Origin of the sequence: Anatilimnocola floriformis, assembly GCF_024256385.1 — a bacterium.
In the GTDB taxonomy this organism is placed as follows: domain Bacteria; phylum Planctomycetota; class Planctomycetia; order Pirellulales; family Pirellulaceae; genus Anatilimnocola; species Anatilimnocola floriformis.
Genome location: NZ_JAMLFW010000001.1, coordinates 5,835,861 through 5,850,184, shown reverse-complemented (window position 1 = coordinate 5,850,184; position 14,324 = coordinate 5,835,861). Strand labels below are relative to the sequence as shown.

At 62.0% G+C, this 14,324-nt stretch carries 5 protein-coding genes; 2 read left to right on the top strand and 3 right to left on the bottom strand.

Going from position 1 to position 14,324, the window contains the following annotated elements:
* Window positions 1-150: 150 nt before the first annotated feature.
* Together M9Q49_RS23220 and M9Q49_RS23215 are read left to right on the top strand one after the other, a co-directional pair.
* Window positions 151-3,573 (top strand): hypothetical protein, encoded by a 3,423-nt coding sequence (locus M9Q49_RS23220; RefSeq protein ID WP_254511324.1) that lies wholly within the window; start codon window positions 151-153, stop codon window positions 3,571-3,573.
* On the top strand, window positions 3,570-10,049 hold the full coding sequence (locus M9Q49_RS23215) for a hypothetical protein (RefSeq protein WP_254511322.1): 6,480 nt from the start codon (window positions 3,570-3,572) through the stop codon (window positions 10,047-10,049). Before M9Q49_RS23220 ends, M9Q49_RS23215 begins: the two co-directional genes overlap by 4 nt.
* A 103-nt stretch (window positions 10,050-10,152) precedes the next feature.
* On the opposite strand, the gene M9Q49_RS23210 is transcribed toward M9Q49_RS23215, so the two are convergent.
* The 3 genes from M9Q49_RS23210 to M9Q49_RS23200 are packed head-to-tail and all read right to left on the bottom strand — an operon-like array spanning window position 10,153 to window position 14,256.
* Entirely contained in the window at window positions 10,153-11,361 is a 1,209-nt protein-coding gene (locus M9Q49_RS23210) for an ABC transporter permease (RefSeq protein ID WP_254511320.1), read from the bottom strand.
* Window positions 11,362-11,371: 10 nt separating this feature from the next.
* Window positions 11,372-12,307: an ABC transporter permease gene (locus tag M9Q49_RS23205; RefSeq protein ID WP_254511318.1), complete on the bottom strand. Its 936-nt coding sequence runs from the start codon at window positions 12,305-12,307 to the stop codon at window positions 11,372-11,374.
* Window positions 12,304-14,256, bottom strand: coding sequence for a peptide ABC transporter substrate-binding protein (locus M9Q49_RS23200; protein ID WP_315861191.1), 1,953 nt, complete (start codon window positions 14,254-14,256; stop codon window positions 12,304-12,306). The genes M9Q49_RS23205 and M9Q49_RS23200 overlap by 4 nt, the downstream gene beginning before the upstream one ends.
* Window positions 14,257-14,324 lie beyond the last annotated feature (68 nt).

Genomic DNA, 14,324 nt, shown 5'->3' with positions numbered 1-14,324 from the left:
CGCCTCCCGCCGATTGGGGAGAGGGCTTACGCCGTGTGTAACTTTTCTGCGGCGGCTAGCCAAGTAATCCAGCCGGGCGGCAACCTACTTGCTGGTTGTTCCCCGGGTCCAGCCAGTTAAACTGGGGATTGTGTGCAAACTCTTCTCGTCGTGCGTTCTTCGCACAAAGGTGGGCCGCTGGTGCGTTTTGGCAGGCTGAGCATCTCGACGCGCCGGTCTGTCGCAGGCCGACTCGCAACCCTGATTGGCGGAATTCTGTTCGCAGGAATTCTGGCAGCGGGTTTGTGCGCGCAAGAGACGCCCGAAAAAGAACCCGCCAAGCAACCAGATCCCAAGCCCGCCGTGGCCGGTCCCGCAGCGCCAACATTTTCACAACAAAAAGCGGCCAGCGAGCTCGACACTTACCTGCTGCGCGACAGCAAGGGAAATCTCGTCCCGGTCATCGGTCTCTCGTTCGAAGATTTTGAAAAACTCCTGCAAATTCAGAAGCAACTAGCCCCGCCGCCGCCACCGCCGTTTGCCATCGATTCGCTGACGATCGCCGGTAAAGTAGAAGGCGCCACGGCCGAGCTGCAGGTGAACGCCACAGTGCGCGTGCGGCAAGACGGTTGGGTGCGTGTGCCGCTGCGATTCGCGGGGAGCGCGCTGCTGGAACCAGCCAAACACCAGGGCCCCGGCGAACACGTCTTAAATGTCGGCGCCGATGGCGAAGGTTATGTGCTGTGGCTCAAGGGGCAAGGCAAAGCCCATCAACTGCAGCTGCGACTCGCCACACCCATTACGGAATCGGGCACCGAGCGCCGTCTGCAACTGAACCTGCCCCGCGGCACCGAATCGGCAGTGAAGCTGCAAGTGCCGCTCGGTCAGGTCATCGCCAATCTGCGCAACGCCAGCGAAGGAATCCTTTCGACGAAGTCCCTCTCCAGCAATCAAAGCGAAATCGCCATCGTAGGCCCTGCCGGCGATTTGCATCTCGCTTGGTTGGCCGGCAAAGGCGCCGCCGCCGACATCAAACCCTCGCTCGATGCCAGCGGTGAAATCACCGTTCGCGTCGAGAGTCGTAACCGCCTTAGCGCCGAAGCACGTTTGAAACTGCGCGCCGTCGGCAAACCGCTCGAAACGGTTTCCGTTCGATTGCCCCCTGGCATGCAGCTCGTCCCCGCGCCGACCACGGGTTACACACTCACTCCCGCTGGCGACAGCGGCAAACCGGGCAACGGCTCGCTCATTGATGTTCGTTTCGATCGCCCCACCAACGGCCCGATCGAAGTTCGGCTGCTCGCCGAGCAGGATGTGTCGCCCAACATGACCGACACTTCGCTCCGCCCCGCGCGATTCGAAGTCATTGGTGCACAGCGGCAGCAAGGGAACATCGATTTTCTCGTCGAAGGAGATTGGAATCTGAGTTGGGCCGACGAAAACGCGACCCGTCGCGTGGAACTCACCGATTCGATTGCGACCGCCGGCCGGCCTGTTGCGCGGTTTCAATATTTCAAACAACCACTCGATCTCAAGCTCTCGGTCGCGCCGCGCCCCACGCGTGTTGCCGTCGAACCGAACTACCAGGTCTTTGTCGATGCCACCCAGCTGCGGCTCGAAGCTTCGTTCCGCTTCCGCATTCGCGGACCCAAGGCGACGACCACCAATCTCGATCTCGCCGGTTGGCGGATCGACAGCATCAGCGGCGAAAACACGACCGAGCAACCATTGCCCCCCGGCGACGGCAGCACCTCGCTTGCGCTGCCCCTCGCGCAGGTCGATGTCGCCAAGGGAGAACTGACCTATCGCATCTCGGCGCATCAAGCTTTGCCCGCCGATAGCGCGACGACTCGCTTTTCGTTGCCACGGCCGCAGGTCGATACTTCGGCCCCGGCCGGCATCAGCGTGCAGCCAGCCGATAATGTCGAGCTCGCGCCGGTCGTCGCCGAGCTCAAGGGACTGGTCGCCGATGCCACTCCTGCCACACCGCCAGCGGTGAACGCGAATCAGCGGCAGCAACCGCCGCTCCTCTATCGCGATCTCGGTTCCGCCGAAGCCATCGCCTTCGTCGGCACGCGGCGCGTTCGTTCGCGACATACCAGCGTGCAAGCCGCAACCACGGTGAAACTCCGCCGCGGGCCCATCGAAGTGCAACAGCAGTTCGATTATCAAATCTCCTTCGAAGGCAAGCGAACTTACTTCCTCGCGCTGCCGCCGGGCCTCTCCGAGCCGAAGGGCTTGCAGGTTTTGCTCGGCACGCAATTGCTCGAACATCGCCCCGCGCCGCCGCCCGAAGAAGGCCCCGAGCTCCTCGAAATTCTCGATACGCAATCGCGGCTCGGCCGCGTCACGCTCACGGTGCGCTATACGCTGCCGTCGCCCGAATGGAAAACAGATGCCAGCACGTTGCACATTCCGCTGATCGTTCCCGCGGCTGGCGAGGTCGATCGCTTCGTCGGGCAAAGCGTTCGCGTGGAACATGCTGATGAACTGCGTGTAACAGCGCCGGAAAGTTCCGGGGGCGACGAACTGCTGCCGAGTGAGCGCGGCGTACTCGCTGGGAAAACCGATCAACAACTGACCGCGATCGACTTGAATGTCGCGCTGCTGCAAACACCTGAGGTCAGCGGTTTGGTGATCGATCGCCTCTGGATGCAAACTTGGCTGTCGCCGCAACAACGCCAGGACCGCTGCGTGCTGCAACTGCGCACGGCAGCGCCGGCGATTGTCGTTCGCCTGCCAGTCGCCGTCGCCGATAGCAATGTGCAGATGCTCCTCAACGGCAAGGGCGTCACTTCCACCACCAGCGGCGAACGGACCGTGCGCATCGAACTGGGTGGCGCGAGTTCACAGCCGCAAGTCGTTGAGCTTTGGTATTCAATGCGCCGCACCAATGCCTCGTCCTGGATCTCCGATCATCGTCTCTCGCCGCCGCAGGTCGAGTTGCCGAACTCGACGCAGCGCATCGAGCCGCAGCGCGTGCAGTGGCAAATCGTGTTGCCTTCGCACGAGCACTTATTGTTCGATCCGCTCGACTACGCGCCCGAAATGAAATGGGCATGGCGTGACTACTACTGGTCGCGTGTCTCCCTCTATGACCAGCGCTTGCTGGAAGATACGTACGGCGCCAGCCGACAAGAACCACTCCCGGCTTCGCTCAACAGCTACCTGTATTCCACGGTTGGCAGTTCGCCCGAGCTGCATTTGCGCACGACCAGCCAGCGCGTCCTCGCCATTTGGCTCTCGGGCCTTGGTCTCGCGCTGGGATTGCTCATCTTGCACGTGCCACAAGTCCGCAGCTCCACCGGCTTGCTGGTGCTCGCTTCGCTTCTGTTTGCCTTCGGCTTTGCTGCGCCGCAGACGATGCTCTTTGTCGCGCAACTCTTCGGCCTCGGCCTGGTGATTGTCGCCGTCATCGGCGCGCTCCGCTGGCTCTGGACTGGGCAGGTGCCTGCTGCTCCTGTTTCCGTGAGCCGTACGCATTCGCAGTTGACGGGGCCGCGCTCGACGGCTGGCCGCTCTGCTGCTCCACCGCCGCAAACAACGGCAGCGGCCCCGGTCTTGCCATCGTCGCCGCATGAGGTGGAGTCGTGAACCGTGTCGCAGCCATTTGCTGCGCGCTGTTATTCGCATTCGCCGCAGCGTTCGCCAGCGCTCAGCCGCCTGTCGCGCCCGTCGAGGCGCCGAAAGAACTCACGCCGCAGTCGGTACGCAAAATCTTCGTCCCCGTCGATCAACTCGATCCCGAAGCCCGCGGGTTGCTGCCACTGCCGCGCGCGGAATTCGAACGACGCATGGCGAGGTTCGCAGTCGTCACGGCACCGCCGGTCGCTCCGCCTGGCGCTGTCATCACCTCTGCCTTGTATCGCGCCACGCTGAAGACCGATCAGCTGACGCAAGGAACGGCGGAACTTAAAATCGATCGCCGCAACGTAGCAAATGCTCCCGATCTCGCCTGGCTGACGCTGTCGCCCTGCAGCCTCGCCATCGGTTTGCCGAATTGGAAAGAGAGCGACGCTGCCGGCAGTGACTCCAACCTGAACTCCGCGACCTTCGGCCAAAACGACAAACAACAACTGCTCCTCGGCGTACCGCAATCGGGCGTGTTGCAGTTCCCGTGGTCGTTGCGTGGCCGGCGCGACGAGCGAGGCCGCTTGAAGTTTGCCCTCGATCTGCCACCCGCAGCACGGCAGCATTTGGAACTGCGAGTCCCAGCCAATTGGCTCCTCACCAGCGATCAGGCCATCCTCCGCGAAACGCCGAGTGCCTCGTCCAAAAACAGCGAAGCCGAATCGCTCTGGCAAATCGAGATCGCCGGCGGCAATCGCGTCGAGTTGCTCGCGCAGCCCCGCCAGGCCGATGCTCAAACGCCGCCGCTGGTCCTCGTCCGCGAGACCGGCAGCTATGTCTTCACGCCCGGCCAGATGGATCTGGAACTTTCGCTCGAGCTCGATATCAATCGCGCACCGCTCCGGCAAATCCGCGTTCGTCACGATCCGCGGCTGCAGTGGACAACCATCCGCTGGGGCGAACAATCCCTCTCGTGGACGAGCGAAAAAACAGCTAGCGGCGAACCACTCGCGATCATCGCGCTGCCCGAACCGCTGATCGGCCCGAGTCGTTTGATTCAACTCACCGCCGTCGCCGATTGGCCACAGTCGCCGCAAAAATGGTCGTTGCCGCGGGCCACAATCGAAGACGCGCTCTGGCAAGAAGGGCGCATCAACATTGCTTCGCCGCGCTGGCTGCAGCTCGATGCAGTAGCCGGTCCCGGCGGCCGGCTGTCGGCGACCACGCTCGCCAGCGACAGCTCGGGAATGGACCTGCTGCAATATCAACTCGAACGACAAAACGCCGTCATCGAAGTGCAGCCCGCGCCAACGCCCATGCCGCTCGAAGCGACCAGCCTGGTCACGCTGCAGGTCGAGCCGAAACAAATCGTGGCGCAGGTCGGCGCCGAGCTCTCGGTGAGCAGCGGCCAGCAATTCAGCGTCGAATGCGAAGTGCCGCGGAGCTGGGTGATCGACTCGGTCGAAACCTCGCCACCCGAATTGCTCGAGGACCGCGTCGTACGGCCCCGCGGCAATTTCCAAGTCATCACGCTGCAGCTGCGGCAACCTCTCCGCTCGGTCCGGCCCGTACGTATCAACGCTCGGCTCCGGCACGTTCGCGCGACCGGCGCCGAAAACTGGAGCGACGACATGCTCCAGCCGTTGCGTTTTCCAGCCGCGGCCACCACGCAGCGCTATGTCACCCTGCAGCTCGCCGATTCCAGCTTCGAACCGAAACTCCTCACTGCCGATGGTCTGGAGTTTCTCACCACCGCGACTCTACCAGCCAAAGTTCGCGCGCTAAGTGAATCGCCTCCCGGCAGTTGGCTTGTTCGTTTGACCGATGCCGCTCGTCAACCACGCTTTCAACTCACGCCGGGCTCGGCGCATTACGCTGCCGATTCGACGCTGCAAATTCATCTCGCGCCGGAACGGATCGAGTACGAACTACAGCTGCAGTGCGAACCCGAGTCGTCCGCCGTGGCCAGTCTGCTCGTGCAGCTGCGACCCGCGCCGGCGACCGATCCCGATTGGTTCCTCGCGGGTGACGATCGGCCGCTAGTCGCGCAACGCGTCGAAGCGATGATGGCCGCCGATGCGGTGCAGCCCGCGCTCTATCGTGTCGAGTTGCCGCGGGCCCGCGACAATTCTTTCGTCGTCAAAGCGCAGTGGACCGAGCAACTGACCGCACCCACGGCGACACCGCTCGTCGAGCTCCCCGAAGCCACCGCGCACGCCGCGCACCTGGAGATCTTCGGCGCGCTCGATGGCCCATATGCCTGGCATGCCGAACGTCTTCGGCCGCTGCCGTTTGCCGCGGCGAATCAAGATCTTCGCGCCCGTTATCGCTATCAACCGGGCCAAGAGGCAAAACTCACCATCTCCGCGCTCCCCGATTCGCAGCGGGCCTTTGCCGGTTGGATCAGCCTGTGCGATCTCGACAGCGAGTTTGCCCCCACCGGCGCCGGCCGACACGAAGCACGCTACGACGTGACCGGCAATGTCGAAGTGCTTGAGCTGCGGCTACCCGAGCAAGCTCGTCTCGCGCGGGCCACTGTCGACGGCCGCGAAGTCCTCGCCTTCTCGCGCACCAGCGATCCTCGCTGGCTGTCGATTCCCCTGCGTGGAAACAACGGAGCAAGCAACGGCAGCGCGACGAGCAACAGCAATCCGCGCGTGCGGATCGAATACACATCGCCCGCCAGCCGCGAGCGCGCTTGGCTGACTGCCCGCTGGCTCGCGCCGATCCCCACCACGCGATTGCCGATTCTGCAAAGCGACTGGCAAATTCGCCTGCCCGGCAATTGGCAACCTTGGCCCGGCTCGAGCGAGCTGAAGCCCGAGGAAAGTCGAAGCTTGTTTGCCGATTCGCTGCTGGCCCTGCTTTGGCCGCGCAACTCGAGTGCGGTGATCTCGCGCGATCTACCGACCACGGCAGCCGAAACGATTGTCGTTTATTCTCCGGCCTGGTTCGGATTGCTCGGTCTGGTGCTGGCGATTGCCGTGGCGGGACTCGCCATCCGACTGCGCGAATGGAGCTCATTTCGCCACCTCAGCGCAGCCTGTGCACTGCTGGCCATCTCGTGGCTCCCCGGCGAACCGTGGGGGAGTTTCGCGCTGGCCGCGCTCGCGGGTTGGCTCACCGGTTTTGCCTGGCAGCTTTTTCTTCGACCGCTCAAGCAGCCCACGGCGCCGCAACCCTCACCCACGACCACGGGTTTTGCCTGGCAGACCGCTGCGAGACTGTTTTTCGCTGGCGGCGCGCTCGCGTTGCTCGTGCAGGCGCAGCATCGTCCTTCGGCAGCCGAAGAAAAAACAACCAAGCCCTGGCGCGTCGTCATTCCCGTCGATGCCGAGCAACAGCCGACCGATTACGTCTATGTATCGCCCGGTTTGTATGCCGCACTCTTTCGCGCCGAAACACGCAGTGGCGAGCACCCGGCCTGGCTTGTCCGCAGCGCTCAGTATGAGCTGCGCTGGAGCACCGGCACCGCCGATCTTCCCGCCGAGCTGCAAGGACTGGTGGCCAGCTTTGAAGTGGAGATATTTCAGGAACAGAGCGTCGTTCGCCTGCCATTCCAGCGCGAGCAGGTTCGCCTGAGCGACCCAGGTGTGAAGATTGAGGGCGAGGCCGCCTCAGCGACATGGTCTGCCGCGGGCGATGCTCTACAAATCGAGTTCACGGGCCTCGGCCGCAAGCGCCTCGAAATCGGTCTTGCGCTGGCCACGCCGCAAAAAGATGGCGCGGTCGGTGCGAAGATTCGCATTCCGCCGGTGACAAGCAGCCGAGTCGTTGTTCCCGAATTGCCCTCGGGCGAGCATGTGGTTATTGCCAGCGCTCGGGGCGGCGAACGAAGCTCCACCAGCACTACGGCCGCAGTCGAACTCGGCGGCAGCGATCAACTGAGCGTCACCTGGTCGCGAACGGCAACGGAGCCCGCGCCTGTCGTCGAAGTCGAGCAATTGCTCCTCTGGCGAATGCGTCCCAGCTCGGTCGTCGTCGAAGGAAAATGGCAATTCCGGCCCCTCACCGGTAAGTTGCGTGAAGTAGTGGTCCGCGCCGACCCCCGTTTCCGATTGCTGCCGACCGGCTATGGCGTGAATGTCGTCCGCCAATTCACCGACGAGGGCGAAACCAATCTGCATCACTTCGTGCTCGACAAACCGGCGACCGGCGACGTTCACATCAGTGCTTCGTTTTTGCTCGTCGGTTCGACTGGCATCGGCAATCTACAACCGCCTCGCATCGAGCCGATTGCCGAACGCATCACGCGCGACTGGCAAGCGGCGTGGATCGCGCCCAGCCTGCAGTGGAACGGCAAACCGGGCACGCTCCCCGCGGCCGAGTTTCTGCAGAATTGGGGCGATCCTTCGCTCGCGCCGGTACACGCGTTTCGCAGCACAGCCGATGCGCCGCGACCCACGCTGGCGGTCATCGCCACGCCCAATCGCCTGCAAGCGTCGCAGCAAATCGAGTGGACTCTCACTCCCGAACAAACCAGCGTGCGTTATCGCGTCAGCGGTCCGCTGTTGCCCGCGAGTGTCAATCAACTTCGCTTTCAACTGCCACCGCAACTCATCGTCCGCCGCGTGACGGTTTCGCAAACCGATGCTGCCGTCGCCAGCCGTTGGTTCCGCCATGCGGATGGCTTGCTGACGATCTTGCTCGATGAAACACGCACCGCGGCCTGGCAGGTAGAAGTCTTCGCCGATCGCGCGCATGTCGCGGGCAAGTCGCTGACCTTGCCGGTGCTGCAAACGAGCGAGATCGACGTGCAGCATTACGACTGCACGCTTCGCAAGCGGGCCGGCGCTGCGATCACGCTCGGCAAGCTCACTGGTTGGAAAGAAGTGGCGATCACGCCGACGGCCGATGAGCCTGCAACCGCCGATCGAATCTTCGCCCGCCTCGATTGGAGTAACCCGCGCCCCGGTCCCGTGCCGCAGCCAATTCCCATCACGCTCGGCGCGGCGCTGATCGGTTACTCGGGCGAACTGCTGACTCGCGTCCTCACCGAAGACGACGATTGGCAACTCGAGGTAATCGCCAAGCTCCGCAGCCCCGGCGGCACGTTCGACGAACTGCAATTCTCCATCCCGCGCGACTGGGAAGGGCCATTCGATATCGAGCCCACTGCCCGCTACCACCTCGAATCGCTGCCGGGGCAATCTCGCAATTTGCTCCGCGTGCAACTCGACAAGCCGGCGACCGATCAACTGCTGCTGCAAATCAAAGCTCCGCTCGCGGTCGAGCAGGAGCTCATTCGCCTGCCGGTGATCGATCTCATCGGCAATCACGATTCGCTACAGCGCTTCATCGCACTACCGCGCCGCGGTGCCGATTCGCCGCTGCAATGGCAAACGGCGGGGCTGCAGCCACGGGGTGAACTGCCCGAGGAATTCACCAACCTAGCCGTCGGGCCGGAGCTGACCTACGAAGCGATCATCGATCGGTATCGCGCATCGGCGCGGCCCGAACGCGTGCGCCGCGAACAGCCGCGAATTCTGCTCGCCGAACATCAGGTCACATGGCAAGCCGATCGGCGAGTCGTGGGACAGACGAAATTGATGGTCCTTCCCAGCGGCGCGAAGACGCTGCTGCTGCAACCGCCGCCGGCGCATGAGCTGGTGGCCGCCATCGTCAACGACGTCCCCACGCCGCTCCGCCGCGAACCCGGCATCGGCGGCGCTGCGACTGTCGAGCTCCATTCCGACAGTTGGCCGCAGTGGGTGCAAGTGATTTATCGCGGTGTGCTCGCGACGGCTGACGACACCAGTGGCCGCTGGGAATTTTCCGCGCCGCGCGTCGCGAATGTTCCCATCGCGCACACCCGCTGGCAGATTCTCGGACCTGCGCAGCTGCAGCTTCCTCCCAGCATGGCCCGCGCCAACATCGCGCCGCCGGACGAAGCGCTCGCCCCCTTCGAAGCCTTGGTCGAAATGGCCGAAGGGGCCGCCGATGCGCCGGCAGGCAATCACACCGAGTCGGCCAGCACCTGGCTCGCGCTTTGGCGGCGGCATTGGGATCGCGAACTGGAAATCATTCGCAAACGCCCGCCGACGTCCCCTTTCGCGCCGATGATCGCAGCTCGGCTGCAAGCGCTCGAAAACGAAATGTCTGACCAGTTGAACGCGGCGTTGCCCGATAGCAAAGCAAGTCGTCCCGCGCCGGTGCTCGACAATCTGAGCGAAGTCGCCGCCCGGCCGCTACAGGAACTCCGCACGAGCTCGGCTGGTGAACTCGTCAGCTTGACCGTGGTGCGCCCAACGGCAGCCCCCACCACCAACCTGCTGTGGCAATGGCTCATCGCCGGCGGTTTGCTGCTCGGCGCGCTGATCATCACGCAATCGGCCCGGAGCGCGAGTCTGCGGGATTGGGTGATTGCGTATCCACAACTGGTGCTCGCGCTGTGTGGTTGTGCCGCGCTGGCCATTCCCGACTATCTGTGGATCGGCGTGCTGTTGCTCGCTTGCAGTTTGTTAGTCACGGTGCATTCGCCCTGGCGACAACGGGTGTAAATCGTAGGGTGGGTCGAGCGGTACTCCGCGAGGCCCACCATTCGTCACCAGCTACATTTGGTGGGCCTCGCGGAGTACCGCTCGACCCACCCTACATTTCGCGTTAGCGGTTCTTCATGCGCGGATCGAGTGCATCGCGCAGGCCATCGCCGAGGTAATTGAGCGCAAAGAGCGTCAGCGCCAGCGCCAGGCCGGGAAAGAGGACCAGCCACCAGTGAATGCCGATCGGTGTGATGACTTTAATGCCGTCGTTCACCAGCAAACCCCACGAGACATTCGGCGGTTGCACGCCGAAGCCGAGGAAGGAGAGAAAGGCTTCGAAGAGCATCACACTGGGAATGGTGAGCGTGAGATAGACGATCACCACCCCCAGCACGTTGGGCACGATGTGGCGGAAGATGATGCGCTGGCTGCCGGCGCCGATGGTGCGGGCGGCATCGACAAACTGTTCGTGCTTCAGCGAGATCACCTGACCGCGCACCACGCGCGACATCGTCAGCCAGAAGAGTGCGCCGATCACGATATAGAACAGCGTGATTTCGTTCAGTCCCCAACGGGCCATGGCTGCTTTGTAGTAATCGTCGCGGAGGAGCATGATCAGGTTGATCACGATAAAAATGAACGGAATCGAATAAAGCACGTCGACGATGCGCATCATCGCGGCATCGATCGTGCCTCCCGCGTAACCCGCCGTCGCGCCGTAGCTCACGCCGATAACCAGCGAGACGAGCGCGGCGAGAATGCCAACCATCAGCGAGACGCGCGCCCCCCAGAAGATCCGCGAGAGAACATCACGGCCGAGTTCATCGGTACCGCAGATCGAGGGCAAACACCAGTCGCCAAAAATAGCGAGGCGAAGCTTCAGCAGCTGCCACACCAGCGGGCCGGGGTTGTTCCAGAGTTTATAAAACGGATGGTCACGATGTTTGCTTTCGATATCGAGTTTTTTCGCTTTGAGCTCGTCGCCGCTCAGCGAACCGAGTTGCGATTGCAGGTCGCGCAGTTCTTCCTCAAACTTTTGCACGCCAGCGCGGGTGATGCCGAGCTCGGTCTTGGTGAAGCGCGGCGGCTGGTATTGATCGGCCTTCGTCAGGCGAATGAACTGCGGCGACTGCAGCGGCAGGATGGGTGTGAAGAAGGCCAGCAGTACGATCGCGATCAGCCCAAACAGAGACGCCATGGCCGCGTAGTTTTTGCGCAGTCGACGCCAGGCATCGAGCCACAGCGACACGCCGCGAATCGACGCGGCTTCGGTGAGGAGCGCGGCGTAGCGGTCTGCGGTGTTTTTTGGTTCGGTTGTCGGACTGCTCATTGCCGGTGAGTTATTCCAGTTTGACGCGCGGATCGATGATGGCGTACGACAGGTCGACCAGCGTATTCATCGTGAACAGCAGCAACGTATAGACCATGATGATGCCGGTCACGAGCGGATAGTCGCGTTGCATGGCCGCATCAATAAAGTGCGAGCCCATTCCCGGCACATTGAAAATCCGTTCGATCACCAGCGAACCGGTGAGAATGCCCGCCGCGGCAGGGCCGATGTAAGAAACTACCGGCATGATCGCGCCGCGCAACGCATGTCGCACGATCACCGTGCGCGGCGACAGTCCCTTGGCATAGGCAGTGCGAACGAAGTCGAGATTGAGGACTTCCAGCATGCCAGTGCGGGTCAAGCGCGCGATGTAAGCAGCGTATGGCGCGGCGACGCACACGGCGGGGAGGACGATTTGCTTTACACTTCCCCAGCCCGCGGGCGGAAACCATTTCAAAACGAAGCAGAACAAGATGATCGTAAAGCCGGCGAGCACGAAATTGGGAATCGCGATGCCAATGGTCGCCAGGCCCATGAAGGCGAAATCGAAGAACGTGTTCCGCTTCACGGCGGCGATGATCCCCGCCGTCATGCCGACTGCGAGCGCTAGTGTGAGCGCGATCACCCCCAGCGCCGCCGAAACCGGAAAGCCTTCGGCGATAACACGATTGACGGTGTAGTCCTTGAGCTTGGTGCTCGGGCCGAAGCGAAACGTGAAGGCTTTGGCGAGCGATTTGAAATAGCGCTCGCTCATCGTGCCATCAAGATCGTAGTACTCTGCCATGCTGCGACGGATTTCATCGGGGAGCTTGCGCTCACCGAGAAACGGGCCACCGGGCGATGACACCATCAACAAAAACGAAATGCTGAAGACGGCCCAGAGCGTGAAGAACAGCCACAGGACGCGGCGACCGAGAATGCCGAGAAGTTGCGGAAAGCTGGTCATTTGCCTGCTCCCACGTTCTTCGCCTTCAGCTCGCGATCGATCTCCAGGGTGTTGAGCGGATGCAGGTCCTGTACGTCGTTGCAAAAGCCTTTCACGTGTGGCTTGACCAGGTTCTTCGAGACATAGAAGTACATCGGAATGATCGGCATCTCGTCGAGGAAGATAGCTTCCGCGTCCTTCAGTATTTTCATTCGTTTCGGCGGATCGGCTTCTTTGCCAGCCGCGTCGATCAGAGTGTCATATTCTTTGTTTCCCCAGCCGGTCATGTTTTGCAAACCGCCGGTCACGAACATATCGAGGAAGGTGTTGGGGTCGGGATAGTCGGCGATCCAGCCGGCGCGGCAGATGTAGTAATCCATCTTGTCTTGTGCATCGAGATACACGCCCCACTCGAGGCCGCCGAGTTGCACATCAATCCCGAGGTGCTCGCGCCACGATTGTTGAATCGTCTCGGCAATCGTGCGATGGAGCACCGGCGAATCGTTGTAAAGAATCTCGAGATGAGGCATGCCGCGGCCGCCCGGAAAGCCCGCTTCGGCGAGGAGTTTTTTGGCCCGCTCAGGATCAAATTCAAAACCCGGCGGACTTTCATAACCGGCCATGCCCGGCGGCACGTAGGTCGCTGCGGGAACCTCGCCGGCCTTGGTCACGAAGTCGCAGATCTTCTTCTTGTCGATGGCCAGATTCAGGGCCTGACGAATCCGCTTGTCGCCGAGGCCAGGCCGATTCGTATTCAAGCGATAGAAATAAACGGTGAGCATCGGCGCCGAGGGGAACTCATCTTTCAACTCGCGCTTCAGCTGCGGAATCATCGCAGCCGGCATCGTCGTCGCCCAATCGAGCTGGCCAGTCAGATACATATTGAGCGCCGTCGTCTCATCACGTAGGGCGAGCGCGTCGATGTTCTTCAGCTTCACCGTCTCGGCCCGCCAATACTTTTCATTCTTCTTCAGCCGGATGCGATCACGGAGCTGTCGCAGTTCCAGCGTGAAAGGGCCATTGGAAACGAGCTTGCCGGGCTGCGTGAATTCCGGCGAGCCGTACTTCTCGACGCAGCGACGATTGACCGGATAGAGTGGATAGAACGCGACGAGTTCGGGAAAGAACGGCGTGCTGTTGTTGAGCTCGACGACGAGGGTCTTTTCATCTTTCGCCGTGATGCCGACCGTTTTCTTCCAATCGGTCATCACCGTCAGGCAGGCTTGCGGCGGCTTGCCTTCGAACTTGATCGCTTCGTCGGGTTCCTGGCTGAAGGCCGCGGTCTGGCCATCGAGGTCGACGACATAGGTCCACGATTTTTTCCAATCCGATTCGAGCTCCGTCTTTTCATCAGGCGAGATTCCCTTGGGATACTCCGGCTCCGGATGCTTCAAAATCTCTTTCAGCACAGCGTGCTTCATCGTGCCACTGGGATACGTTTGATAGCGCTGCGGCCGATCGGTCAGCTCGATTTCAATCGGCGTGCCGCCTTCCATCTTCTTCTGGCTAAAGGCTTGGGCACCTTTAACGTAGAAGAGCTGATAGGTGTATTGACTGGCCGATTCGGGATGGAGCATTCGCTTCCAACTGAACTCGAAATCGTCGGCCGTCACCGGTGAGCCATCGGACCAGACGGCGTCCTTACGAATGTGAAACGTGTACGTCTTGCCGTCAGCGGAGACATCGAACGACTCGGCCATCGCCGGCTCGGCCGTGAGGGGCGTGTTTTCGTGCGGGCCCTTCAGTTCCTTCGGCGGCAACTGCCGGAGCAGCCCTTCGAACAGACCGTTGATGACGCGGTTCTCGGGATTGCCGGTGGCCTTGGCCGGGTCGAGCGTTTGACACTCCGTGCCGTTGTCGAACGTGAAGTCAGCCGGCGGCAACGGCCGCATCGACACCGCCCACGCCACCGCGGCGAGTTGTATGGCGACGATGAGATAGGGAAACGCTTTGCGAAACGAGATCGGCATCGCTGGCTGCGGCGGGAACCAAGGAAGTGGCTTGAATGCCGGGTCAACCTAATGCGAGGCCGACTGGA

Excerpts from the sequence above, each read along its gene's own strand:
- M9Q49_RS23205 (WP_254511318.1), bottom strand. The coding sequence starts at position 12,307 with ATGACCAGCTTTCCGCAACTTCTCGGCATTCTCGGTCGCCGCGTCCTG.
- M9Q49_RS23210 (WP_254511320.1), bottom strand. The coding sequence starts at position 11,361 with ATGAGCAGTCCGACAACCGAACCAAAAAACACCGCAGACCGCTACGCC.
- M9Q49_RS23200 (WP_315861191.1), bottom strand. The coding sequence starts at position 14,256 with ATGCCGATCTCGTTTCGCAAAGCGTTTCCCTATCTCATCGTCGCCATA.